The following is a 21,476-nucleotide window of genomic DNA, read 5'->3' as shown; positions in this document are numbered from 1 at the left end:
TTTTGCGATGCTGCGCCGTTCGGACGGGAAGGAGAACCCGCCATGACCTTTACTTTGAACGACCTGGCCTTGCTGTTGATCGCACTGGCGATCGGCATCGTCTTTGGCCTGATGATGAGCGGACGCGGCAAATATCGCCGGGCTTGGCACGACGAACAGGCGGTCCATCGCAGCGCTGTCAAGGATCGCGACGCCCGCCTGGAGGCCGCCCATGCGCGGATCGCCGAACTGGAACGCCAATCAACCGCCCCGATTGCCGCCGGCGCTGCCACGACGGCCGCGGGGACAGCCCATGGCCGGGACGATCTGAGCAGGATCAGCGGCGTGAGCCAGGCGCAGGAAGTCGCGCTGAACGATGTGGGGTATCAACGCTACAGCCAGATAGCCGCCCTCGATGCCGAGCAGGAAGCGACCCTGGAGGCACGCTTGGGGCTGAAACCCGGCACCATCGCGCAGGAGGACTGGCGCGGCCAGGCGCTGGCGCTGGACCGGGACGGCAGCAAGCCCGGCCTGCTTAGCCGCCTGACCGGATCGCACTGAAAAAAAGGGCGGGGTTGATGCCCCGCCCCTCTTCGCATTCACTTACGGGCGAGCGCCGCCTGCGCCGCGGCCAGCCGGGCGATCGGCACGCGGTAGGGCGAAGCCGACACATAATCCAGGCCGGTCGCCTCACAGAAGGCGATCGAGGCCGGATCGCCGCCATGTTCGCCGCAAATGCCGAGCTTGATGTCGGGACGGGTCTTGCGGCCGCGCTCTGCCGCGATCTCGATCAGTTCGCCCACACCCTCAACGTCGATGCTGACGAAGGGATCGCGGGCGAAAATGCCCTTGTCCACATATTGCGTCAGGAACCGGCCGGCGTCGTCGCGGCTGATGCCGATCGTCGTCTGCGTCAGGTCATTGGTGCCGAAGGAGAAGAACTCCCCGACTTCCGCGATCTCCCCTGCTTTCAATGCCGCGCGCGGCAGTTCGATCATCGTGCCGACCAGATACTCGACGCTCTCGCCCTGCTCCTTGAACACGTCGGCCGCAACGCGATCCACGATCGCCTTCATCAACTCCAGCTCTTTCCGGGTGGCGACCAGCGGGATCATGACTTCGGGGATCGGCGCCTCGCCGCCCCGCGCCTTGACGATCAAAGCGGCTTCGAAGATCGCGCGCGCCTGCATCTCGTAGATTTCGGGATAGGTCACGCCCAGGCGGCACCCGCGATGGCCCAGCATCGGGTTGAACTCGTGCAGTTCGTTCGCCCGGCGCTTGAGCGTATCGACGCTGACGCCCGCCGCCTTGGCCACGTCCTCAAACTCCGCTTCGCCATGCGGCAGGAATTCGTGCAGCGGCGGATCGAGCAGGCGGATGGTGACGGGCAGGCCCGCCATCACCATGAAGATCTGCGCGAAATCGTCCCGCTGTTCCGGCAGCAGCTTGTCGAGCGCGACGCGGCGGCCCTTCTCGCTGTCGGCCAGGATCATTTCGCGGACCGCGGTGATGCGCGCCGCGTCGAAGAACATATGTTCGGTGCGGCACAGCCCCACGCCTTCCGCGCCGAATTCCCGCGCGACCTTGCAGTCCTGCGGCGTTTCGGCGTTGGCGCGCACCTTCAGGCGGCGGACCTTGTCGGCCCACACCATCAGCACGCCGAAATCGCCGGCCAGTTCGGGCTGCACGGTCGGCACTTCGCCCGCCATCACTTCGCCGGTCGACCCGTCGATGGTCAGGATGTCGCCTTCCTTCAACTCGCGGCCACCGACGCGCAATATCTTGGTCTTGTTGTCGATCGAAATACCGCCCGCGCCCGAAACGCAGGGACGGCCCATACCGCGCGCCACGACAGCGGCGTGGCTCGTCATGCCGCCGCGCGCGGTCAGGATGCCCTTGGCCGCATGCATGCCATGAATATCTTCCGGGCTGGTTTCCACGCGCACCAGGATGACGGCATCGCCCATTTCGGCGCGCCGTTCGGCGGTGTCGGCATCGAACACGATTGCGCCCGAAGCAGCGCCCGGCGACGCCGGCAGCCCCTTGGTCAGCACATCGCGCGGCGCCTTGGGATCGAGCGTGGGGTGCAGCAACTGATCGAGCGCGGCGGGATCGACGCGGGCGACCGCCTCTTCCTCGGTGATGAGGCCTTCATGCGCCATGTCAACGGCCATCTTCAGCGCCGCCTTGGCGGTGCGCTTGCCCGACCGGGTCTGGAGCATCCACAGCTTGCCCTGCTGCACCGTGAATTCGATATCCTGCATGTCGCGATAATGGGTTTCCAGGATTTGGAAGACGTTCGCCAATTCGGCATAGGTCTCCGGCATCGCCTCTTCCATCGACAGAGGCTTGGCCCCGGCCCGCTCGCGCGCGGCCTTGGTCAGATATTGCGGCGTGCGGATGCCCGCGACGACATCCTCGCCCTGCGCGTTGATCAGATATTCGCCATAATAGGCGTTCTCGCCGGTCGAGGGATCGCGCGTGAACGCCACGCCCGTCGCGGAGGTTTCGCCCATATTGCCGAACACCATCGCCTGCACATTGACGGCGGTGCCCCATTCGCCGGGGATGTTGTTCAGGCGGCGATAGACCTTCGCCCGCTCCGACTGCCAGGAACCGAACACGGCCGAAATCGCGCCCCACAACTGGTCATGCACATCCTGCGGGAAGGGCTTGTTCCACAGCTTCTGCACCAGCGCCTTATATTCGGCGACCAGCGCCTTCCAATCGTCGGCCGTCAGCTCGGTGTCGAGCGTATAGCCATTATCTTCCTTGGCGATCTCCAGCGCTTCCTCGAACGCGCCATGGTCCAGTTCCAGCACCACGTCCGAATACATCTGGATGAAGCGGCGATAGCTGTCCCAGGCGAACCGCTCGTCGCCCGACGTGTTGGCCAGGCCGATAACGGTTTCGTCGTTGAGGCCCAGGTTCAGCACCGTGTCCATCATGCCCGGCATCGACGCGCGCGCGCCCGAACGGACCGACACCAGCAACGGATCGGCAGGGTTGCCGAACGTCTTGCTGGTGATCCCCTCGATATGGGCGATGCCATTGGCGACTTCGGCGTTCAGGCTTTCGGGATATTGGCCGCCATCTTCATAATAGCGGGTGCACATGGCGGTCGTGATGGTGAAGCCCGGCGGCACCGGCAGGCCGATCGCGGCCATGCCATCGAGGTTCGCGCCCTTGCCGCCCAGCAGGTTCCGGTCGCCCTGCCCGCCATCATCCACACCGCCGCCGAAACGATAGACATAACGCGTCGCGGTGCTGTTCATGATGGCCTCTTCCGTAGTAACCATAGTATCCGGCTCTCCCTGCACTGATTGCCGTGAATATTGTGCGCTGCAGCAGTCTTTACAAAAGACAGGCGCATATTGCACCCGCCTTTATCAGGATTTTGTCGTCATTCCGTCATTTTTATAGGCGGATATGTCCGACTTATCCCTCACCCCGCAATTTTCGAAAAGTCCGCCACGCCATGCACCGCCGCCCGCACCCGGTCGAGCAGCGCCAGACGCGCCGCCCGCTTGGCCGGATCGGCGTCGTTCACGGTGACGGTTTCGAAGAAAGCGTCGATCGGCGCACGCAATGTGGCAAGCGCGGTCATGGCGTCCTCGAACCGCTCGTCGGCCACAGCCTGCGCCGCGCGCGGTTCGGCAGCGTCCAGCGCGGCGATGAGCGCGGCTTCGGCGGGTTCGGGGGTGTAATCAAACGCGCCGTGCTCCTGCGAAGGCAGGAGCCCAGGGCCAGATAGCGCTTCGTCGCCCTGGGCTCCTGCGTGCGCAGGAGCACTGGCTTGCCCAGCCCCCTCCTTCTTGAGAATATTAGCCGCCCGCTTGTACCCCGCAAGCAGGTTCGCGCCATCATCTGTCGCGACGAAGGACTGCAACGCATGAACGCGCGCGAGCAGGCGGACGAGATCATCCTCGCCCCCAAGCGCAAACACCGCGTCGATCAGGTCGTGACGGACGCCCGCTTCCTTCTGTTGGACCTTGAGGCGGTCGGCGAAAAAATCAGAAATTGCAGCATCGTACAGGGTATAAACGGCGACATTTTTATCAAATTCTTCCGCCGCAATCGCTTCCATCTCTTTCACTTTATCAGCAGGCAAATGCCGACCCATGTTTAGCTTGGAGCGACGGAGTTGACGGAAATATTCAAACGGCGCGCCGACATATTCCATCTGTAGCGCTTGGTCGGCAAACGGCGCTTGAAATTCGTCAACGTAAGAATGCTTCCTTGCTTGCAACCAAATCGCTGAAGCCGGCGCACGAAGCCCCAAACGCAAACTGTTTCGACCAATCAATTCGATAATAGCCAATGCAGCCCGTCTTATCGCAAACGGATCTTTCGACCCAGTGGGTCTCTCATCAACTGCAAAAAAGCAAGACAGCGTATCCAGCTTATCCGCCAAACTCACCGCCACCGTCACCGGCGCACTCGGAACATCATCGCCCTGCCCGACCGGCTTATAATGGTCGCGGATCGCGTCGGCCACGGTATCGGGCAAGCCTTCCGCGCGGGCGTAATAGCCGCCCATGACGCCCTGCAATTCGGGGAACTCGCCGACCATTTCGGTGACGAGGTCAGCCTTGCACAGGCGCGCGGCCTGTTCGGCGAGGTCAGCAAGTTGCTCCCTCTCCCCATGGGGGAGAGGGCTGGGGTGAGGGGGTTCGACGCCAGTGCCGTGCACGTAATCCGCGTCGAGCACCCTCTCCCTGCCCTCTCCCTCAAGGGAGAGGGTTCCAGAGGTGACAATCCCCTCCTCCACCAGCCACCGCGCCAGCTTGGCGACCCGCTCGACCTTGTCGGCGACCGTCCCCAGCTTCTCGTGAAACGTAATCCGCTCCAGCTTCTTTGCATGGTCCACCAACGCGGTCTTGCGATCCTGCTCCCAGAAGAAGCGGGCATCGCTCAGCCGCGCGGCCAGCACCTTGCGGTTGCCCGCGATGATCGCCGCGCCGCCATCCTTCGCCTCGATATTGGCGGTGCAGATGAAAGCAGGCGCCAGTTTCCCGCCCGCGTCGCGCAGCACGAAATATTTCTGGTTGATGCGCAGCGTTAGCTGAATAACCTCCGGCGGCACTTCCAGAAACGCGGGATCGAAATCGCCCAGCAGCGGCACCGGCCATTCGGTCAGCCCCGCATTCTCCGCAACCAGTCCCTTGTCCTCGATCACGGTGTAGCCATGCGCCGCAGCGGCCTTCGCCGCCTTCTCCGCGATGATCGCCTGCCGCTCCTGATGGCTAACGATCACATGGCAGGCGCGCAGCTTTTCGACATAATCGTCCGCGCCGCCGATGGTGATCGCGCCGGGATGATGGAAACGATGCCCCAGCGTCGCATAGCCCGACCGCACATCCTCCACCGCGATATCGACCAGTTGCTCGCCGAAGATCGCGACGATGCCCTGCAACGGGCGGACCCAGCGCAGGCTCTCGGTCGTCTGGCTGGCGACGCCCCAGCGCATCGCCTTGGGCCAGGGAAAGGCGCGGATGACGGCGGGCACGGCCTGCGCCAACACATCCATGGTCGCGCGACCAGGCTTGTTCACTTGCCCGAACCACACGCCGTCCCGGTCTTCCAACTGGTCGTGGGTCAGGCCGGTCTTGCGCAAAAAGCCTTCGAGCGCCTGGGCCGGCGCGGATGTGCGCGGCCCCTTGAACTCCTCGCTCACCGCCGCGGTTTCGAGCGGCAGGTCGCGCGCGATCAGCGCCAATCGACGTGGCGTCACGAAACTCTCGATCGCGGCGGGTGTCAGCCCAGCCTTGCCCAGTTCTTCGCTGAACAGCCGCGCCAGATCGTCCGACGCCTTCAATTGCATACGCGCGGGAATTTCCTCGCAGCGCAGTTCGAGGAGGAAATCCTTCACAGGATTTCCTCCGATGCCCCAGCGGAGGCTGGGGCCTCAGGCCGGATGGCGCACCGCATCACGCACGAGATCCCAGCCTTCGCTGGGATGACGGAAATAGTTTTTATCATCACGCCACCCACCCCGGAAATTTCGCGCTCCACGCATCGCTATTGCTGGCGATCCACGCCTCGCAACTGCCCTTCGCCATGTCGCGCACCTGGCCCATATAGCTGGCGCGCTCCTGCACGGAAATCACGCCGCGCGCCTGTAGCAGGTTGAACACATGGCTCGCCTTGATCGCCTGGTCATAGGCGGCTAGCGGCACGTTCGCCTCGATGCATTGCGCATATTCGGCCTGGCAATCCTTGAACCAGCGGAACAGCTTGTCGGTATCGGCGACCTCGAAATTCCATTTCGACATCTGCTGCTCGTTCGCCAGGAACACGTCGCCATAGGTGACGCCGGCGTCATTGAATTTCAGGTCGTACACGCTGTCGACGCCCTGAATATACATGGCGAGCCGCTCCAACCCGTAGGTCAGCTCGCCTGCGACCGGCTTGCAGTCATATCCGCCCATCTGCTGAAAATAGGTGAATTGCGTGACTTCCATGCCGTCGCACCACACTTCCCAGCCCAGCCCCCAGGCGCCCAGCGTCGGGCTTTCCCAGTCATCCTCGACAAAGCGAATGTCATGGACCAGCGGGTCGATGCCGATCTCCACCAGACTGCCCAGATAGAGTTCCTGCAAATTCGCCGGGCTGGGCTTCATGATCACCTGATATTGGTAATAATGCTGCAACCGGTTGGGGTTCTCGCCATAGCGGCCGTCGGTGGGCCGGCGGCTCGGCTGGACATAGGCGGCGTTCCAGGGCTGCGGCCCCAGCGCGCGCAGCGTGGTCGCGGGGTGGAATGTGCCCGCGCCGACTTCCATGTCATAGGGTTGCAGAATGACGCAGCCCTGTTTCCCCCAATAGGCATGGAGGGTCAGGATCAGGTCCTGGAAGGAAAGCGCTTTGCCTTCGGCCACGAAACGTCCTTATCGAAAGTGCTGATTTACGTGGCCGCGCCTTGGCCCATGGGGCGGATAGGGTCAAGGGCCAAGGGTTAGGGGCCAAGGGTTAGGCGGAAGCGCCCTAAACAGGGTTAAGCGGCTTGCCCTCCCGCCGCGCGCTCCCCATTGAGGAAGGCATGAAATGGCTTCCCACCCTGTTGCGGGCGTTCACCGCTGCACTGCTCATCATCGGCGGCGTCCCTGCCTATGCCCAGACCACCGCCGCAACCCCGGCGCTATGGGCGGTCAAGGATGCCGACACCACCATCTACCTGTTCGGCACCGTCCATGTGATGAAACCGGACATCGACTGGTTCCACGGCGACATAAAGCGCGCCTTCGACCGCTCGGACGAGTTGGTGCTGGAAATCATAGAGCCGGACGATCCAAACGCGATCGGCGCGACCATGACCAGCACCGCGCTGGCCAAGGACGGCATAAAATTGTCCGATCGGCTGGCACCGGACGCGCGGGCGAAATATCAGGCGGCGATGGACGCCAACAGCCTGCCCTGGCGCACGTTCGACATGTTCAACCCCTGGATGAGCGGCATGGCCCTGTCAGTCGCGCCGCTGGCGAAGCTGGGCTATAAAAATGATCTGGGCGCGGAAAAAATCCTGCGCAGCGCGGCGGAAGCCGCGGGTAAAAAGGTCGATGCGCTCGAAACCGTCGAGCAGCAGGTCGGCTTCTTCGCCAGCCTGCCGATGGCGCAACAGGTGCAGTTCCTCAACGCCACTGTCGATGGCCTGCCCGATATGGAAAACGAATTTGGCGACCTGCTGCGCTACTGGCAGGCGGGGCAGCCGGACAAGCTGGCCAAGTCCATGAACGAATCGCTCGAAGCGACGCCGGAACTGGCGCAAGTGCTGCTGACCGGCCGCAACGCCAATTGGGCCAAATGGATCAAGGCGCGGCTGGATCAGCCCGGCACCGTCTTCGTCGCCGTGGGCGCGGGCCATCTGGCTGGCAAGGGCAGCGTACAGGACCAACTCAAGACATTGGGCCTGTGCGCCCGTCGCCTTAAGGACGTGAAACCATGATGCGCCTCGTCACCCGCCTCCTCGCCCTGTTCGCGCTGACGCTGGTCGCCGCCTGCGGACAGAATGACACGCCCGCAGCCAAGGGGCAGGGCGGCCCGGCCCTGTGGCAGGTGCAGCGCGGCGCGCTGAACGGCTGGCTGTTCGGCACCATCCATGTCCTGCCCAAGGGCCTGGCCTGGCAAACGCCCACGATCACCGAGGCGATGACCGCATCCGACCGGCTGGTGCTGGAAGCCGCGGACCTGCAGGACGAACAGAAGACCTTGTCGCTGTTCGAGAAGATGGGCCGCAGCGCCGGCCTGCCGCCGCTGGAACGGCGCGTACCGGACGAGGAAAAGACCGCCTTGGTCAAGGCGATGACGGACGGCGGCACCAACAGCCAATTGCTATCAGGCTATGAAAGCTGGGCCGCCGCGATGCTGCTGTCCGCCGCCAGCCAGCAGGGCCTCGGCGTCAGCCAGGATGACGGCGTCGAACCCGTGCTGATCGAGCGCTTCAAGAAGGCCGGCAAGCCGATCGGCGGTCTGGAGACGGTCGAACGCCAATTCGCCGCCTTCGACACGCTGCCCGAAGCGGCGCAATCCCGCCTGCTCGTCCAGACCATCCATGAAGCCAAGGGCATGAAGGCGCTCTACGACCGCATCCTCACCGCCTGGTCCAAGGGCGACATGGACGCGATCGCCAGGGAGGACCAGGTCGGCGAACAGCCCGATCCGATGGTCGAGGAAGCGGTGCTCGTCGCCCGCAACCGCGACTGGGTGAAAGCGATCGAACCGATGCAGGGCCGCCCCTTCATCGCGGTGGGCGCGGGGCATCTGACCGGCCGCGAAAATCTGATCGACCTGCTCAAGGCCAAGGGGTTCACGGTGACGCGGGTGCAGTAACGCCGCGCTCCCGCGCAGGCGCTGAAACTGACGCGCGTGAAAGAAATCAGATCAATTGAAGAGCACCGGTATCGACGCGATCTGATCCGCTACGCCCGAAACGTGCTGAACGATGATTCCAACGGTCAGGCCCGGTTGCGGACTTCGAACATACGTCAATTTCGCGCCAGGCTCGGCCGTCAGCCGATCGTCGCCGTACACATGCCCGCCATTCTATCATAAAATGACGGCTTGAAATGGCTGGCGGAGTTTGTGAATTCTGACGAGTCCACCTCGGTCAGCGGAATCGATCTGATGTCATACGCATTAAATTCTTCGCAAAAGGCAATCGTGCGCTGTGTCCGCGCGGACGCGTCGCCGTAGGCGCTATGTGGGAAATGCAGAAATATGACATGCGCCCTCGCAAATTTCTGCTTTAGATCATGTGCAATCTTTGCATTATTTGCTGCCGCCACTTTGGGATCGAGGAAGTCGCCTTGCACCCATTTTTTCTCGACCATTGGCGCAAGATCCTGACGCATGAAAAATGGGAAGCGGCCTTCCTTGTCCGACCAAAGCCGTGCGCCCAAATCCATATGCGCATCCATCAGGATAACGTCCACATCCTTCGCCGCCAGTTTCTTTAAAGCTATTCCTGTTCCCTGGAGATCATGTATCCCCAATGTTTCAGGATTTTGATTGGCGAGAATAATTGCAGGATTTTCGTCGTTTATATTGATTTCTCGATTACCAATCATTTCATTCCTGAGATGATTCCAGTCAGGTTGGGGATCGAACCCGAGATTATATTTGATATAAACATCTGATCTATTGTGATAAACACAAGAAATTATGCGAGCGTTAAATTGCTTAACAAGAGCGTTACCAGTCCATCGAGCCAGACAAGAGCCGAATGTCAAAATATTCATTGATATCACTCGCTTTTAGACGGAATAAGGTGCGATATCAGGCAATTACCACAGGCTTGGATATGCGCCTCTCTCCTCTGGCAATTTTTATCTTTACGGAACTAGCGTGATTTTTCTGCGATACTCAGGAACACTCTGGGCAAAGTCAAGTCCTGCTACACGGGCGGCGATCGACGTTGAGATAGGTGGCTACGCTGGGTCGAAGGTGGGTCACCCTTGCATTCCCGCCCTTTTCTGCTAAAGGGCCGCCTCCCGCTATGGTCATCCCTGGAGGCGTGGCGGGAACGTACATCAATTTTGCTTTTGGAGACACGCAATGAGCGAGCAGCTTACGCTGTCGGCCGAGGCACGCGATCGGGCAGGCAAGGGAGCCTCCCGCGCCCTCCGCCGTGAGGGCCGCGTACCCGCCGTCATCTATGGAATGAACGAAGAACCCCTGTCGATCCATGTCGAGGAAAAGCTCCTTAACAAGCAGCTCGGCACCGGCCACTTCTTCAATTCGGTCATCATGGTCGAAGTCGGCGGCAAGACCGTCCGCACCCTCGCCAAGGACGTGGCCTTCCACCCCGTCAGTGATCGTCCGCTGCACGCCGATTTCCTGCGCGTGTCCGAACATGCCACCGTGCACGTCCATGTGCCTGTGCGCTTCGAAAATGAAGACGCCTCGCCGGGCCTGAAGAAGGGCGGCGTGCTGAACGTCGTCGCGCACGACATCGAACTGGAAGTCGATGCGGCCGAAATCCCCGACGAAGTCGTGGTCGACCTGACTGGCCTGGAAGTCGGCGATTCGATCCACATCAGCGCCGTGACCCTGCCCAAGGGAACCAAGGCGCTGCACGCGGACACCGACTTCTCGATCGCGACCGTCGTCGCCCCGTCGGCGCTCAAGAGCGCCGAAGGCGAAGCGGAAGGCGAGGCAGCAGCCGAAGGCGAATAAGCCTTTTCCGGTTCTTAGCTACTGGCTTAACCCCGTTCGGTCTGAGCCTGTCGAAGCCCACTCCTTCCCTGGACGGAAGCAGAAAGGCCCTTCGACAGGTTCAGGGCGAACGGGGTTTTGCTTTTCGGGAGGATATTGATGCAAATCTGGGCGGGCCTGGGCAATCCGGGGCAGCAATATGCGATGCACCGGCACAATGTCGGCTTCATGGTCGCGGACCTGATCGCGGACCTGCATCGTTTCTCCCCCCCAAAAAAGCAGTTCCAGGGCTGGGTGCAGGAAGGCCGGATCGGACCGGAAAAGATCATCCTCCTGAAACCCGCCACTTTCATGAACGATAGCGGCCGCTCGATCGGCGAAGCGATGCGCTTCTACAAGCTCGCCACGCAGGACATCACCGTCTTCCACGACGAACTTGACCTTATACCGATGAAGGTGAAGGTGAAGCGCGGCGGCGGCAATGCCGGGCATAATGGCCTGCGCTCGACCGACGCGCATATCGGCAATGATTTCCGGCGCGTGCGGATCGGCATCGGCCATCCGGGGCACAAGGACAAGGTCCATAACTATGTCCTGGGCAATTACGCCAAGAGCGAGATGGACGCCCTGTCCGACATGCTGGCCGCGATCGGCGCGGAGGCGGAATGGCTGGCGAAGAATGACGACGCCCGCTTCATGAATGAAGTGGCGCTGCGGCTGGCGGCCTGAAAAAGCTTAACCCGATTGCGCGTTGCAACATTGCCGGGCCATAAGGCGCGGCGCAAACGCAGTTCAGGGGATATTGGGTGATTCAGACCGTTGCCACGACGCCGTTCGACGACCAGCAGCCCGGCACGTCGGGCCTGCGCAAGAAGGTCCGCGTCTTTGCCCAGCCCCATTATGCCGAAAATTTCGTCCAGTCGGTGTTCGACAGCCTCGACGGCTTTGTCGGGCAGACGCTGGTGGTGGGCGGCGATGGCCGTTACCTCAACCGCGAAGTCATCCAGATCGTCCTGAAAATGGCAGCCGCCAACGGCTTTGGCCGGGCGCTGGTGGGTCAGGGCGGCATCCTGTCCACCCCGGCCGCCTCGCACCTCATCCGCGCATCCGGCGCGTTCGGCGGCCTGGTCCTGTCGGCCAGCCACAATCCGGGCGGCCCGGATGAAGATTTCGGCATCAAATATAATATCGGCAATGGCGGCCCCGCACCGGAAAAGGTGACGGATGCGATCGCCGCCCGCTCGCTGGTCATCGACAGCTACAAAATCCTCGACGCCGCCGATGTCGATATCGACACGATCGGCGAAACTCAATTGGGCGACATGACGGTCGAGGTCGTCGATCCGGTCGCCGCCTATGCCGACCTGATGGAAAGCCTATTCGATTTCGCCGCGATCCGCGCCCAGATCGCGGGCGGCTTCACTCTCGCCTTCGACAGCATGAGCGCGGTCACCGGCCCCTATGCGGTCGAGATTTTCGAACGTCGCCTCGGCGCGCCGCAGGGCACGGTGATGAACGGCACGCCGCTCCCGGACTTCGGCCATCACCATCCCGACCCGAATCTTGTCCACGCCAAAGCGCTGTACGACCGGATGATGGCCCCCGACGCGCCCAATTTCGGCGCAGCGTCGGATGGCGATGGCGATCGCAATCTCATCATCGGCCGGCACAGCTACGTCACGCCCTCGGACTCGCTCGCCGTACTGGCCGCCAACGCGCATCTCGCACCCGGCTATGCAGCGGGCCTCAAGGGCATCGCCCGTTCCATGCCGACCAGCGGCGCGGCCGATAGGGTCGCGCAAAAGCTGGGCGTGCCGCTCTATGAAACGCCCACGGGATGGAAATTCTTCGGCAACCTGCTCGACGCCGGCATGGCCACCATCTGCGGCGAGGAAAGCGCCGGCACCGGCTCGGACCATGTGCGCGAAAAGGACGGCATCTGGGCGGTCCTGCTCTGGCTCAACATCCTGGCCGTGCGTCAGCAGAGCGTCGCTGTCATCATGGCGGATCATTGGGCGACCTATGGCCGCAATTACTATGCCCGCCACGATTATGAAGCCATCGCCAAGGACAAGGCGAATGCGCTAATGGCCGCGCTGCGCGCCAGCCTCGACGACCTGCCCGGCACCGCGAACAGCGGCGGCGCGGTCAAAGCCGCCGACGATTTCGCCTATACTGACCCCACCGACCAGTCGGTCAGCCGCAACCAGGGCGTCCGCATCCTGTTCGAAGACGGATCGCGCGTCGTGTTCCGCCTGTCGGGCACTGGCACGCAAGGCGCCACCCTGCGCGTCTATATCGAACGCTATGTCGGCCCGGACGGCAACCTGGCTTTGGAGACCGGCGACGCCCTTGCCCCGCTGATCGCCGCCGCGCAGGAATTGGCCGACATATCGGGCTATACCGGCAAGGACCAGCCCAGCGTCATCACCTGACGCCCCTCCTCGCTGGCGCAGATATAAACTAACGCATCGGCAACAAAGTGGAAACGCGCGCGGATTAGAGGGATCGGTACCCCTTCCCGATCCCCAGGACATCCATGCGCCGCCTCGCTCTCTGCCTGTCCGCCTGCCTTGCAATATTGTCTGCTCCGACCCACGCGGCGACCAGCGAGGATGAGCAATTCTGGCTCAACCTGACCGCCATGGGATCGGTGAAGGACGAACTGGTCTATTTCGCGGAAATCCAGCCGCGCGTCGGCGATGGCGTCTCGCGGGTCGATCAATCCTTGTTCCGTGGCGCCGTGGGCTGGAAATTTTCCCCAACCCTCACCCTCTACCAGGGCTTTGCCCATGTCGTCGTACCGGTCGAAGGCGGCAAGGATATCAACGAGGAACGCAGCTTCCAGCAGATGAGCTGGACGCTGGGCAAGCCCTGGGGCGGCGAACTCTCGTCGCGCACCCGGCTCGAACAGCGCTGGCGTTCGGATGGCGACGACATGGGCTGGCGGCTGCGTGAGATGCTCCGCTACGAAAAGCCGCTGCGCGCCAACAGCGACGCCGTCAACGCGCTGGTCTATGCCGAAGGTTTCGCCGCGCTCAACGATACGGAGTGGGGCGCACGCAGCGGCTTCGACCAGCTACGCAGCTTCGTCGGCGCGGAAATCGGCCTCCCCGGCGCGTCGACGCTGGAGGTCGGCTATCTCAACCAGTTGGTCAACCAGCGCGCCGGCAATACCCGCGTCAATCATGTCGCGTCCGTGACCCTGTTCTTCCGGCACTGACCACGCGCGCTGCCATTGACGACATATGTCCGCCTTTTTCGCCCATCGCCGACTATCACAAATCATTCATTATAAAGAAAAATAGGGCGTGCGTCGTTCAAGCCAAACAACAAGCCGTCAAAAAATTCCTATATTACAAATACTTAAAATTGCAATATTCTGCACAACTGTCCAACTCGCCGTCTCAAACGCGCGACTTACCGCCCGTTATCAGCGATGATATCCACGCTGGTCTTGCCGCCCGGCGCATCGGTGAACAGGATGAAATAGGCGCTGCCGTCGGACCCGCGAGTGCCGCCCAGCACATGGTCCCCGCCCAAAATCTTATGCTCGCCATTATAGCCGGCACGGCGCGCCAGCGTATAATAATAGTCCATCACCCCCTGCCGCGGCGCAGGCGTCACGAAGCTCGCCGCACGCAGCGTGCAGCCATCGGTCTGCGCCCCCGCCGCCTCGGTCAGTTGCGCGCCGGGAAACAGGCCGAAGGGTTCGGGCAGTCGCTGCGCCCATTCCATCCCGTAATTGAGCTTCTTCGCGCAGTTGCCATTACCACCCCGACGCCCGGCCTCTTCACGCGCGACCGCGCCCAGCGTGACGGTCGACGCCATCGCCTCGCCCTCGCTCGCCGTCGGCGCCGCGAGCAACTTCCCGCCTGCCAGCTTCACCGCCTCCGCCTGCGCCGCGCCCGCGTCCCCGGTCAGAACCGGCACCGCGCCATTGGCGGGTCGATCGGCGGAGCGCACGGCGTTTCGGTTGGACTGCCCCACCAGTTGCGGATCGACCACGATCGGATCGGCCAGCGCGCCTTTCAGCGCGGGATCGGTCGCATTGTCGGTCAGCTGCGCGTCGAGCGCAGCAAGGCTCGCATCCTTGTCCCCCTTGCCGCAGGCGGCCAGCGCCAACACCAAAGACATCATCGCAACAGACCGGACACGCGCCATACTTCACTCCTTCGTAAACAAGCCATGAAGAGGGCAAGTTAATTTTCCATTAGGATATGTGGTGAATCTGCCGATTTTTGCGCAGATGGCCAGCGCTTATCGACTGGCCTTGCCCCGCTGTCTTGCTCTGGGACAGTCTTGCCGACATATAAGGGCGATGCTCAATATATTGTCAGGCTTCATTGGCCTTGTCACCCTTGTCCTCATGATCCCGGCGGTCATCCCGCTGCTGGGCGCGCTCAACTGGATATTGGTGCCGCTGGCCCTGTTCGGCGCGCTGGTCGGCATGGTGTCTTCCAAAAACGGCGGACGCAATTTCTGCCTGATCGTCGCCGCGTTCGGCGCGCTACGGCTGTTCCTGGGTGGGGGCATTTTCTGATCCAGGATCATCAGGAAGCACGCCGGGGATTGCTCGCCGCGCTGGGCGCCTACAGCATCTGGGGTCTTTTGCCGATCGTCTTCAAGCTGGTCCATCATGTGGGCGCGCTGGAAGTGGTCGCGCAGCGCGTCATCTGGTCGTTGCTCCTGCTGCTGGTGATGCTTACCGTTCGAAGCGGCCTGCCAGCCTTGTGGGCAACGTTGCGCGCGCCGCGGCTGCGGCGGGCGCTGGCGGCCTCGGCGCTGCTGATCGCGGCCAACTGGCTGATATATATCTGGGCGGTCAATAGCGATCATATCCTCGCCGGCAGTCTGGGCTATTTCCTCAATCCGCTGGTCAATGTCGCCCTCGGCATGATCTTCCTCAAGGAAAGGCTCCGCCGGGGTCAGGCGATCGCCATCGCCTTTGCCGCTGCTGGCGTGGCGATCATGGCGGCGTCAGCGCTCCCCACCTTGTGGATCAGCATCTCGCTGGCGCTCAGCTTTGGACTTTACGCCCTTGTGCGCAAGGTGACGCCGGTCGCGCCGATGGCCGGGCTGGCCACCGAAACCCTGCTACTCGCGCCGGCCGCTCTGCTATATGTTGGCTGGTTGGCGAGCCAGGACCGCTTGTCCTTCGGTCAGGATGCCGGCACGACCACGATGCTGGTGCTACTGGGCGCAATCACCACCGCACCGCTGGTCTTGTTCGCCACCGCCGCCCAGCGTTTGCCTATGGCCACGCTGGGCGTGCTGCAATATCTGGCGCCGACCCTGCAATTTCTGTGCGGGGTCTTCCTGTTCGGGGAAAAACTCAGCACTGGCCAGATGGCGAGTTTCGGCCTGATCTGGCTAGGCCTGATCCTGTTCGCGAGCGACAGCTATGCTCTCGCCCGGCGCAACAGGAGCGCGGCGACCTAAGCGAACTGCGTTGCTTCGAACCGCACGGCTTCACCGATCGCTGCGTTCGCCAGCGCGTCTTCCCACATCACCTTGTTACCGCGAATGATCGTGCCGATTGCCTTGCCGGTCAGTTCATCCCCTTCGAACGGCGACCAGCTGCAGCGCGACGCGAGCCAGTCGCTGCCCACGGTCCAGCGCTTCTTCAGATCGACCACGGTGAAATCGGCGTCGTAACCCAGCGCGATCCGCCCTTTGCCGACCAGGCCGAACACCCGCTGCGGCCCCGAAGACGTCAATTCGATAAAGCGGCGCAGCGACAGCCGCCCTTCGGCCACATGGTTGAGCAGCAGCGGCACCAGCGTCTGAACGCCCGGCATCCCGCTCGGCGAGGCGGGATAGGTCCTCGCCTTCTCCTCGATCGTGTGCGGCGCATGGTCGCTGCCCAGCACATCGGGCACGCCTTGGTTCAGCCAGAACCACAGGCCGTCGCGATGCGCACCGGACCGGATCGGCGGGTTCATCTGCGCATAGGTGCCCAGGCGCGGATAGGCGTCCTCCCCCGCCAGCGTCAGATGCTGGGGCGTCACTTCGCAGGTCGCGATATCCTTGTTCTGCGCGATATATTCCAGCTCGGCCGGCGTGGTGATGTGCAGGATATGAATGCGGCGGCGCGCCTTGCGGGCGAGCGCGATGATGCGTTTCGTGGCGATCATCGCGCTTTCATCGTCGCGCCAGATGGGGTGGGTCGAGGGATCGCCCTCCAGTGCATGAACCTTGCGCGCGTTCATCCGCGTCTCATCCTCGGCATGGATGGCGACGCGGCGCGTCCCGGACGTCAGCACCCGCGACAGCGCATCGTCATCGTCCACCAGCAGGCTGCCAGTCGACGCGCCCATGAAGATTTTCACCCCCGACGTGCCGGGAATCCGCTCCAGTTCCTTCAACTGTTCGGCATTGTCCGCCGTCGCCCCGACATAGAAGGCATGGTCGCACCACATGCGATGATGCGCGCGCTTCAGCTTGTCATGCACCCGCTCGGCCGTGTCGGTATTGGGATTGGTGTTGGGCATTTCGAACACCGCGGTCACGCCGCCCAGTACCGCGGCGCGGCTGCCCGATTCGAGGTCTTCCTTATGCTCCAGCCCCGGCTCGCGGAAATGGACCTGGCTGTCGATGCAGCCGGGCAGCACGTCGAGGCCAGTGCAATCGATCACCTCGCCCGCATCGCCCAGGGACGTGCCGATCGCCACGATCTTCCCGGCCCGCACGCCCACATCCACGCTCTCCGCGCCGCCCGGCGTATGGACGGTGCCGTTCTTGAGGATCATGTCGAAGGTCTGGGTCATGACGATATTCCTATATTCCGTTCGCGCAGACGGCTTGGCTAAGTCGTGTCGCCGTCCTACCTAAAGCCGATGACCGGCACCACCCTAAGCGACCGCGCGATCCTGAGAATTTCAGGCGATGAAGCGAAACCCTTCCTGCAGGGCCTGCTGACCCGCGACGTGCTAACGCTTCAACAGGGACAACCGCGCTGGACCGGATTGCTGACCCCGCAGGGCAAGGCGCTGTTCGATTTCATCCTATGGGCAGAGGGCGACGATATCTTGATCGATTGCGAAGCCGCCCAGGCTGACTTGCTCGCCAAACGACTGACCATCTACCGCCTGCGCCGCAAGGTCGCGATCGTTCGCGAAGAGGGACTCGCGGCCCACTGGTCGCTAGACGCCAGCGACCAGCCGCTCGACCCACGCCTGCCCGCGCTTGGCCATCGCTGGATCGCGCCCGCGACGCCGGGGGACGCCACCCTCGCCTTCCGCGCGCATCGCCTAAGCCTCGGCGTGTTCGAGGGCGCAGAGGAACTGGGGCAGGACCAAACGCTATGGCTGGAAACCAATGCGGAGGAACTGAACGGCGTCGATTATGACAAGGGCTGCTACGTGGGCCAGGAAAACACCGCGCGGATGCACTACCGCAATAAAGTCAGCCGCCGCCTAGTCGCCGTACGGATCGATCAGGCGGACGAAAAACGCCAGCGGGCCGCGCTGCCGGACATGGGCCTGTCGATCGAGCTGCGCCGGGTCGAAACGCTCAATCCCGCCACCTTGCCCGCATGGTTGGCCACCGCGATCGCGAGCCAGGCAGCAGAATGAAGGCGACGTCCTGGCCCCAACGTCCGTTCGGTTCGAGCGTGTCGAGAACCGTTGCGCGCTGGCTTTTCGACTTCGCTCGAAGCGAACGGCGATGGCGCTGGTCGCCCCTGCCTTTGTTGCTGCTCGCCATCCCCGCTCAGGCCGAGACCCCCTGGAAACTGGTCGCGACCCACCCCCATGACGCGACCGCCTTCACCGAAGGCCTCTTCTACCTAGACGGCGCGCTTTACGAGAGCACCGGCCTGGAAGGCCAGTCGGACATCCGTAAGGTAGCGCTCAAGACCGGCAAAGTCCTGCAACGCCGCGTGATCGACCCGTCTTATTTCGGCGAGGGTATCGTCAATTGGGGCGGCAAGCTGGTCAGCTTGACCTGGCGCCATCGCCGCGGCTTCGTCTGGAACCTGGCCGATTTCGCGCCGCTATCGGACTTCCGCTATGACGGCGAAGGCTGGGGCATGACGCAGGACGGCCGCAGCCTCATCATGAGCGATGGCACCGCGCAGCTGCGCTTCCTTAATCCCGACAGCCTGACCGAACAGCGCCGCATCACCGTGACCTGGAACGGCCGCGCGGTCGATCGGCTGAACGAACTGGAATATGTGAAGGGGGAGGTGTGGGCGAACATCTGGTACGACACCCGCATCGCCCGGATCGATCCCGCGACCGGCGCGGTGATCGACTGGATCGACGTGGCGCGCCTGCGCAAGGCCGCCGGGGTAACCGACAGCGAAGCGGTGGCGAACGGCATTGCCTATGACGCGGCGAAGGACCGTATATTCATCACCGGCAAGAACTGGCCAAAACTGTTCGAGATAAAGGTCGCGCCCAAGCCGTAAAGCCTTGGACGCGCACCATCGTCCGTTCGTTTCGAGCGCAGTCGAGCAACATCGAAACTGCGCCATCCGCTTCTCGACTTCGCTCGAAGCGAACGGAGGTGGCATCGTTCATCAACTTAACCGCGTGGCGCGCCGTCATGCAGCCTGGCCCACAACGCCGCCGTCCCGGCTTCCTGCGCGCTGTTGGTGAACTGGGCGGCGATCAGCCAGCCCTTGATCGGCCGCATTGGCAGAAGCGTCGTCAGGATCAGCACCGGTATGCCCACGGCCAGATGCACCCACAGCCCCGGCCGCGCGATGATTTCCAGCATGATGATGAAGATGACGCCCGGCACGCAGGCGAAAAGTTGCACGAACACCGCCGGGCCATCGGCCGGATCGGCAAAGCTATAATCCAGGTCGCACACTTCACAATGATCGCGCATCGTCAGGAACCCTGTGAAGATATGCCCCTCCCCGCACCGCGGGCAGCGTCCGAACACGCCCGTTTCGTGCGCAGGGTGCTTCTCCCACGCGCGACCCTTCTGGTCGATCCAGTGGGTTTCGCGGTTGGGTTCGATCATCTCTTGGGTCATGATCCTTTATGCGGCCAAAGTGACGCGCTTATCAATCGCGCCTTTTGTCCTACCCCCCTTATGTCGTCCAAGGCTGGCCTTTGTGCACACAAGGCGCTATCGGGCGCGCAAATCTTTCCGATCTTATAAGGCAGTCAAATGGGTTTTCGTTGCGGTATCGTCGGCCTCCCCAATGTGGGCAAGTCCACTCTGTTCAACGCGCTGACCGAAACGCAGGCGGCGCAGGCGGCCAACTATCCTTTCTGCACGATCGAACCCAATGAAGGCCGCGTTGCCGTGCCCGACGACCGGCTCGACACGATCGCCAAGATCGGCGGTAGCGCCAAGATCATCGAAACGCAGCTCAGCTTTGTCGATATCGCCGGCCTGGTGCGTGGCGCGTCCAAGGGCGAAGGGCTGGGCAACCAGTTCCTGGCGAACATCCGCGAAACCGACGCGATCGTGCACGTCCTGCGCTGTTTCGAGGATGACGACATCACCCATGTCGAAGGCAAGGTCGATCCCATCGCCGACGCCGAGACGGTCGAGATGGAATTGATGCTCGCCGATCTGGAAAGCCTGGAAAAACGCGTCCCGAACCTCGCCAAGAAAGCCGCGCAGGGCGACAAGGAAGCCAAAGCCGCCGCCACGGTGCTGGGCCAGGCGCTCGACCTGCTGCGCGAGGGCAAGCCCGCCCGCCTCACCGTGCCGCGCGACGAGGAAGAAGACCGCCTGTTCAAGCAAGCGCAGTTGCTGACAGCAAAACCGGTCCTCTATGTCTGCAATGTCGAGGAAGACGCCGCATCGGAAGGCAACGCCTTTTCCGCCCGCGTGTTCGAAAAGGCGAAGGCCGAAAATGCCAGCGCCGTGATCGTCTCGGCCGCGATCGAGGCCGAATTGGTCACCATGCCGGTCGAGGAACGCGCCGAATATCTCGAAGCGCTGGGCCTGGCTGAAGCCGGCCTCGCCCGCATCATCCGCGCCGGATACGAATTGTTGGGCCTCATCACCTTCTTCACTGTCGGGCCGAAGGAAGCGCGCGCCTGGACCGTGACCAAGGGATCGAAAGCGCCCCAGGCCGCCGGCGCGATCCATACCGATTTCGAAAAAGGCTTCATCCGCGCCGAAACCATGGCCTATGCCGATTATGTCCAGTTTAACGGCGAAGCCGGCGCCAAGGAAGCGGGCAAGTGGCGGTCGGAAGGCAAGGAATATGTCACGCAGGACGGCGACATCATGCTGTTCCGCTTCAACGTCTGATTATTGCCGTCACCCCAGCGCAGGCTGGGGTCTCAGGCGACAGCGCACCAACGCCTGAGATGCCAGCCTGCGCTGGCATGACTGTATTGGGGGAACCCTATGCAACGCAAGGCCGCCTTCCCGCCCAGCGTCGACGCCGATACGCGCCTGCTGATCCTGGGCAGCCTGCCCGGCGATGCGTCGATCCGGCAGGGCGAATATTACGCCCATCGCGGCAACGCGTTCTGGACGTTGGTCGGCGATGCGCTGGGTGAGGATCTGCGCGGCCAGCCCTATGCGGTGCGACTGAAGCGGCTGCGCGGGCGCGGCGTCGGCCTGTGGGACGTGATCGAAAGCGCCGAGCGCGAAGGCAGTCTCGACGGATCGATCCGGGGCGCGGAACTGCGCGATCTTGGCGCTTTCGTCGCCCGCCTGCCCGCGCTCAAAGCCATCGCCTTCAACGGCAAGACCGCCGCGTTGCACGGCCGACGGCAACTGGGCGATCGGTCGGGCCTGGCGCTGATCGACCTGCCTTCCTCCAGCGGCGCCTATGCCAGCCTCTCGCGGGAGGCCAAGCGTTCAGCATGGATGATACTGCGTGATTGGCTTGACTGATTAGCTGCACCGTCTTGTCATAT

General features: G+C 62.8%; 20 protein-coding genes. 13 read left to right on the top strand and 7 right to left on the bottom strand.

The annotated features are described in order from the left end of the window. The first annotated feature begins 42 nt into the window (after positions 1 to 42). Positions 43 to 540 (top strand): hypothetical protein, encoded by a 498-nt coding sequence (locus CEQ44_RS12885; protein ID WP_088182196.1) that lies wholly within the window; start codon positions 43 to 45, stop codon positions 538 to 540. 38 nt (positions 541 to 578) lie between these two features. On the opposite strand, the gene ppdK is transcribed toward CEQ44_RS12885, so the two are convergent. From ppdK to CEQ44_RS12870, 3 genes are all read right to left on the bottom strand, one after another. Beyond that, complete coding sequence (gene ppdK / locus CEQ44_RS12880; protein WP_088182197.1) at positions 579 to 3,278, bottom strand: pyruvate, phosphate dikinase; 2,700 nt, start codon at positions 3,276 to 3,278, stop codon at positions 579 to 581. A gap of 146 nt (positions 3,279 to 3,424) precedes the next feature. Next, a complete protein-coding gene (gene glyS, locus CEQ44_RS12875; RefSeq protein WP_088182198.1) occupies positions 3,425 to 5,851 on the bottom strand; it encodes a glycine--tRNA ligase subunit beta in 2,427 nt (808 codons plus the stop codon). Between the two features lie 109 nt (positions 5,852 to 5,960). Continuing rightward, complete coding sequence (locus tag CEQ44_RS12870; RefSeq protein ID WP_088182199.1) at positions 5,961 to 6,860, bottom strand: glycine--tRNA ligase subunit alpha; 900 nt, start codon at positions 6,858 to 6,860, stop codon at positions 5,961 to 5,963. A 161-nt stretch (positions 6,861 to 7,021) separates the two neighbouring features. On the opposite strand from CEQ44_RS12870, the gene CEQ44_RS12865 reads away from it, so the two are divergent. Together CEQ44_RS12865 and CEQ44_RS12860 are read left to right on the top strand one after the other, a co-directional pair. Beyond that, positions 7,022 to 7,924, top strand: a complete 903-nt coding sequence (locus tag CEQ44_RS12865; RefSeq protein WP_088182200.1) for a TraB/GumN family protein — start codon at positions 7,022 to 7,024, stop codon at positions 7,922 to 7,924. Further along, a complete protein-coding gene (locus tag CEQ44_RS12860; RefSeq protein ID WP_176400193.1) occupies positions 7,921 to 8,808 on the top strand; it encodes a TraB/GumN family protein in 888 nt (295 codons plus the stop codon). The genes CEQ44_RS12865 and CEQ44_RS12860 overlap by 4 nt, the downstream gene beginning before the upstream one ends. Positions 8,809 to 8,987: 179 nt before the next feature. Here the strand turns inward: CEQ44_RS12860 and CEQ44_RS23990 are convergent, their stop codons facing one another. Next, entirely contained in the window at positions 8,988 to 9,716 is a 729-nt protein-coding gene (locus tag CEQ44_RS23990) for a hypothetical protein (protein ID WP_140419266.1), read from the bottom strand. 316 nt (positions 9,717 to 10,032) lie between these two features. On the opposite strand from CEQ44_RS23990, the gene CEQ44_RS12850 reads away from it, so the two are divergent. From CEQ44_RS12850 to CEQ44_RS12835, 4 genes are all read left to right on the top strand, one after another. After that, positions 10,033 to 10,653 (top strand): 50S ribosomal protein L25/general stress protein Ctc, encoded by a 621-nt coding sequence (locus CEQ44_RS12850; RefSeq protein ID WP_088182202.1) that lies wholly within the window; start codon positions 10,033 to 10,035, stop codon positions 10,651 to 10,653. A 138-nt stretch (positions 10,654 to 10,791) separates the two neighbouring features. After that, complete coding sequence (gene pth / locus CEQ44_RS12845) at positions 10,792 to 11,361, top strand: aminoacyl-tRNA hydrolase (protein ID WP_088182203.1); 570 nt, start codon at positions 10,792 to 10,794, stop codon at positions 11,359 to 11,361. A gap of 77 nt (positions 11,362 to 11,438) precedes the next feature. After that, the gene (locus CEQ44_RS12840) at positions 11,439 to 13,067 is read left to right on the top strand and encodes an alpha-D-glucose phosphate-specific phosphoglucomutase (RefSeq protein ID WP_088182204.1); all 1,629 of its coding nucleotides are present in this window, start codon (positions 11,439 to 11,441) and stop codon (positions 13,065 to 13,067) included. 104 nt (positions 13,068 to 13,171) lie between these two features. After that, on the top strand, positions 13,172 to 13,855 hold the full coding sequence (locus tag CEQ44_RS12835) for a DUF2490 domain-containing protein (RefSeq protein ID WP_088182205.1): 684 nt from the start codon (positions 13,172 to 13,174) through the stop codon (positions 13,853 to 13,855). A 197-nt stretch (positions 13,856 to 14,052) separates the two neighbouring features. On the opposite strand, the gene CEQ44_RS12830 is transcribed toward CEQ44_RS12835, so the two are convergent. Next, positions 14,053 to 14,796, bottom strand: coding sequence for a hypothetical protein (locus tag CEQ44_RS12830; RefSeq protein WP_088182206.1), 744 nt, complete (start codon positions 14,794 to 14,796; stop codon positions 14,053 to 14,055). A 157-nt stretch (positions 14,797 to 14,953) separates the two neighbouring features. Here CEQ44_RS12830 and CEQ44_RS12825 point away from each other — a divergent pair, with 157 nt between their 5' ends. Then, on the top strand, positions 14,954 to 15,175 hold the full coding sequence (locus CEQ44_RS12825) for a hypothetical protein (RefSeq protein ID WP_088182242.1): 222 nt from the start codon (positions 14,954 to 14,956) through the stop codon (positions 15,173 to 15,175). 29 nt (positions 15,176 to 15,204) lie between these two features. After that, positions 15,205 to 16,074 carry an EamA family transporter RarD gene (gene rarD, locus CEQ44_RS12820; protein ID WP_254913663.1) on the top strand — a complete coding sequence of 290 codons (870 nt, stop codon included), beginning with the start codon at positions 15,205 to 15,207 and terminating at the stop codon, positions 16,072 to 16,074. Here the strand turns inward: rarD and CEQ44_RS12815 are convergent. After that, positions 16,071 to 17,402 (bottom strand): dihydroorotase, encoded by a 1,332-nt coding sequence (locus CEQ44_RS12815; RefSeq protein ID WP_088182207.1) that lies wholly within the window; start codon positions 17,400 to 17,402, stop codon positions 16,071 to 16,073. The two genes, rarD and CEQ44_RS12815, sit on opposite strands and share 4 nt — an antisense overlap. Positions 17,403 to 17,471: 69 nt before the next feature. Here CEQ44_RS12815 and CEQ44_RS12810 point away from each other — a divergent pair, with 69 nt between their 5' ends. Both CEQ44_RS12810 and CEQ44_RS12805 read left to right on the top strand, forming a co-directional pair. Continuing rightward, positions 17,472 to 18,209 carry a folate-binding protein YgfZ gene (locus CEQ44_RS12810; protein ID WP_088182208.1) on the top strand — a complete coding sequence of 246 codons (738 nt, stop codon included), beginning with the start codon at positions 17,472 to 17,474 and terminating at the stop codon, positions 18,207 to 18,209. After that, complete coding sequence (locus CEQ44_RS12805; RefSeq protein WP_088182209.1) at positions 18,206 to 19,045, top strand: glutaminyl-peptide cyclotransferase; 840 nt, start codon at positions 18,206 to 18,208, stop codon at positions 19,043 to 19,045. The genes CEQ44_RS12810 and CEQ44_RS12805 overlap by 4 nt, the downstream gene beginning before the upstream one ends. 116 nt (positions 19,046 to 19,161) lie before the next feature. Here the strand turns inward: CEQ44_RS12805 and CEQ44_RS12800 are convergent, their stop codons facing one another. Next, positions 19,162 to 19,620, bottom strand: coding sequence for a DUF983 domain-containing protein (locus CEQ44_RS12800; RefSeq protein ID WP_254913664.1), 459 nt, complete (start codon positions 19,618 to 19,620; stop codon positions 19,162 to 19,164). A gap of 138 nt (positions 19,621 to 19,758) precedes the next feature. Here CEQ44_RS12800 and ychF point away from each other — a divergent pair, with 138 nt between their 5' ends. Together ychF and CEQ44_RS12790 are read left to right on the top strand one after the other, a co-directional pair. Further along, entirely contained in the window at positions 19,759 to 20,859 is a 1,101-nt protein-coding gene (gene ychF / locus CEQ44_RS12795; protein ID WP_088182210.1) for a redox-regulated ATPase YchF, read from the top strand. 99 nt (positions 20,860 to 20,958) lie between these two features. Then, positions 20,959 to 21,453, top strand: a complete 495-nt coding sequence (locus CEQ44_RS12790) for a DNA-deoxyinosine glycosylase (protein WP_088182211.1) — start codon at positions 20,959 to 20,961, stop codon at positions 21,451 to 21,453. Positions 21,454 to 21,476: the final 23 nt, after the last annotated feature.

This window comes from Sphingobium sp. Z007 (assembly GCF_900013425.1).
GTDB lineage: Bacteria > Pseudomonadota > Alphaproteobacteria > Sphingomonadales > Sphingomonadaceae > Sphingobium.
The sequence above is the reverse complement of the archived record's forward strand: the minus strand, read 5'-3'. Positions and strand labels throughout refer to the sequence as shown.

Bases quoted from the DNA above. Each gene is read 5' to 3' on its own strand.
- CEQ44_RS12885 (WP_088182196.1), top strand. From the start codon at position 43: ATGACCTTTACTTTGAACGACCTGGCCTTGCTGTTGATCGCACTGGCG.
- CEQ44_RS12815 (WP_088182207.1), bottom strand. From the start codon at position 17,402: ATGACCCAGACCTTCGACATGATCCTCAAGAACGGCACCGTCCATACG.
- CEQ44_RS12790 (WP_088182211.1), top strand. From the start codon at position 20,959: ATGCAACGCAAGGCCGCCTTCCCGCCCAGCGTCGACGCCGATACGCGC.
- pth (WP_088182203.1), top strand. From the start codon at position 10,792: ATGCAAATCTGGGCGGGCCTGGGCAATCCGGGGCAGCAATATGCGATG.
- ychF (WP_088182210.1), top strand. From the start codon at position 19,759: ATGGGTTTTCGTTGCGGTATCGTCGGCCTCCCCAATGTGGGCAAGTCC.
- ppdK (WP_088182197.1), bottom strand. From the start codon at position 3,278: ATGGTTACTACGGAAGAGGCCATCATGAACAGCACCGCGACGCGTTAT.
- CEQ44_RS12865 (WP_088182200.1), top strand. From the start codon at position 7,022: ATGAAATGGCTTCCCACCCTGTTGCGGGCGTTCACCGCTGCACTGCTC.
- CEQ44_RS12850 (WP_088182202.1), top strand. From the start codon at position 10,033: ATGAGCGAGCAGCTTACGCTGTCGGCCGAGGCACGCGATCGGGCAGGC.
- CEQ44_RS12805 (WP_088182209.1), top strand. From the start codon at position 18,206: ATGAAGGCGACGTCCTGGCCCCAACGTCCGTTCGGTTCGAGCGTGTCG.
- CEQ44_RS12800 (WP_254913664.1), bottom strand. From the start codon at position 19,620: ATGACCCAAGAGATGATCGAACCCAACCGCGAAACCCACTGGATCGAC.
- CEQ44_RS23990 (WP_140419266.1), bottom strand. From the start codon at position 9,716: ATGAATATTTTGACATTCGGCTCTTGTCTGGCTCGATGGACTGGTAAC.
- CEQ44_RS12860 (WP_176400193.1), top strand. From the start codon at position 7,921: ATGATGCGCCTCGTCACCCGCCTCCTCGCCCTGTTCGCGCTGACGCTG.
- CEQ44_RS12830 (WP_088182206.1), bottom strand. From the start codon at position 14,796: ATGGCGCGTGTCCGGTCTGTTGCGATGATGTCTTTGGTGTTGGCGCTG.
- CEQ44_RS12835 (WP_088182205.1), top strand. From the start codon at position 13,172: ATGCGCCGCCTCGCTCTCTGCCTGTCCGCCTGCCTTGCAATATTGTCT.
- CEQ44_RS12825 (WP_088182242.1), top strand. From the start codon at position 14,954: ATGCTCAATATATTGTCAGGCTTCATTGGCCTTGTCACCCTTGTCCTC.
- CEQ44_RS12810 (WP_088182208.1), top strand. From the start codon at position 17,472: ATGACCGGCACCACCCTAAGCGACCGCGCGATCCTGAGAATTTCAGGC.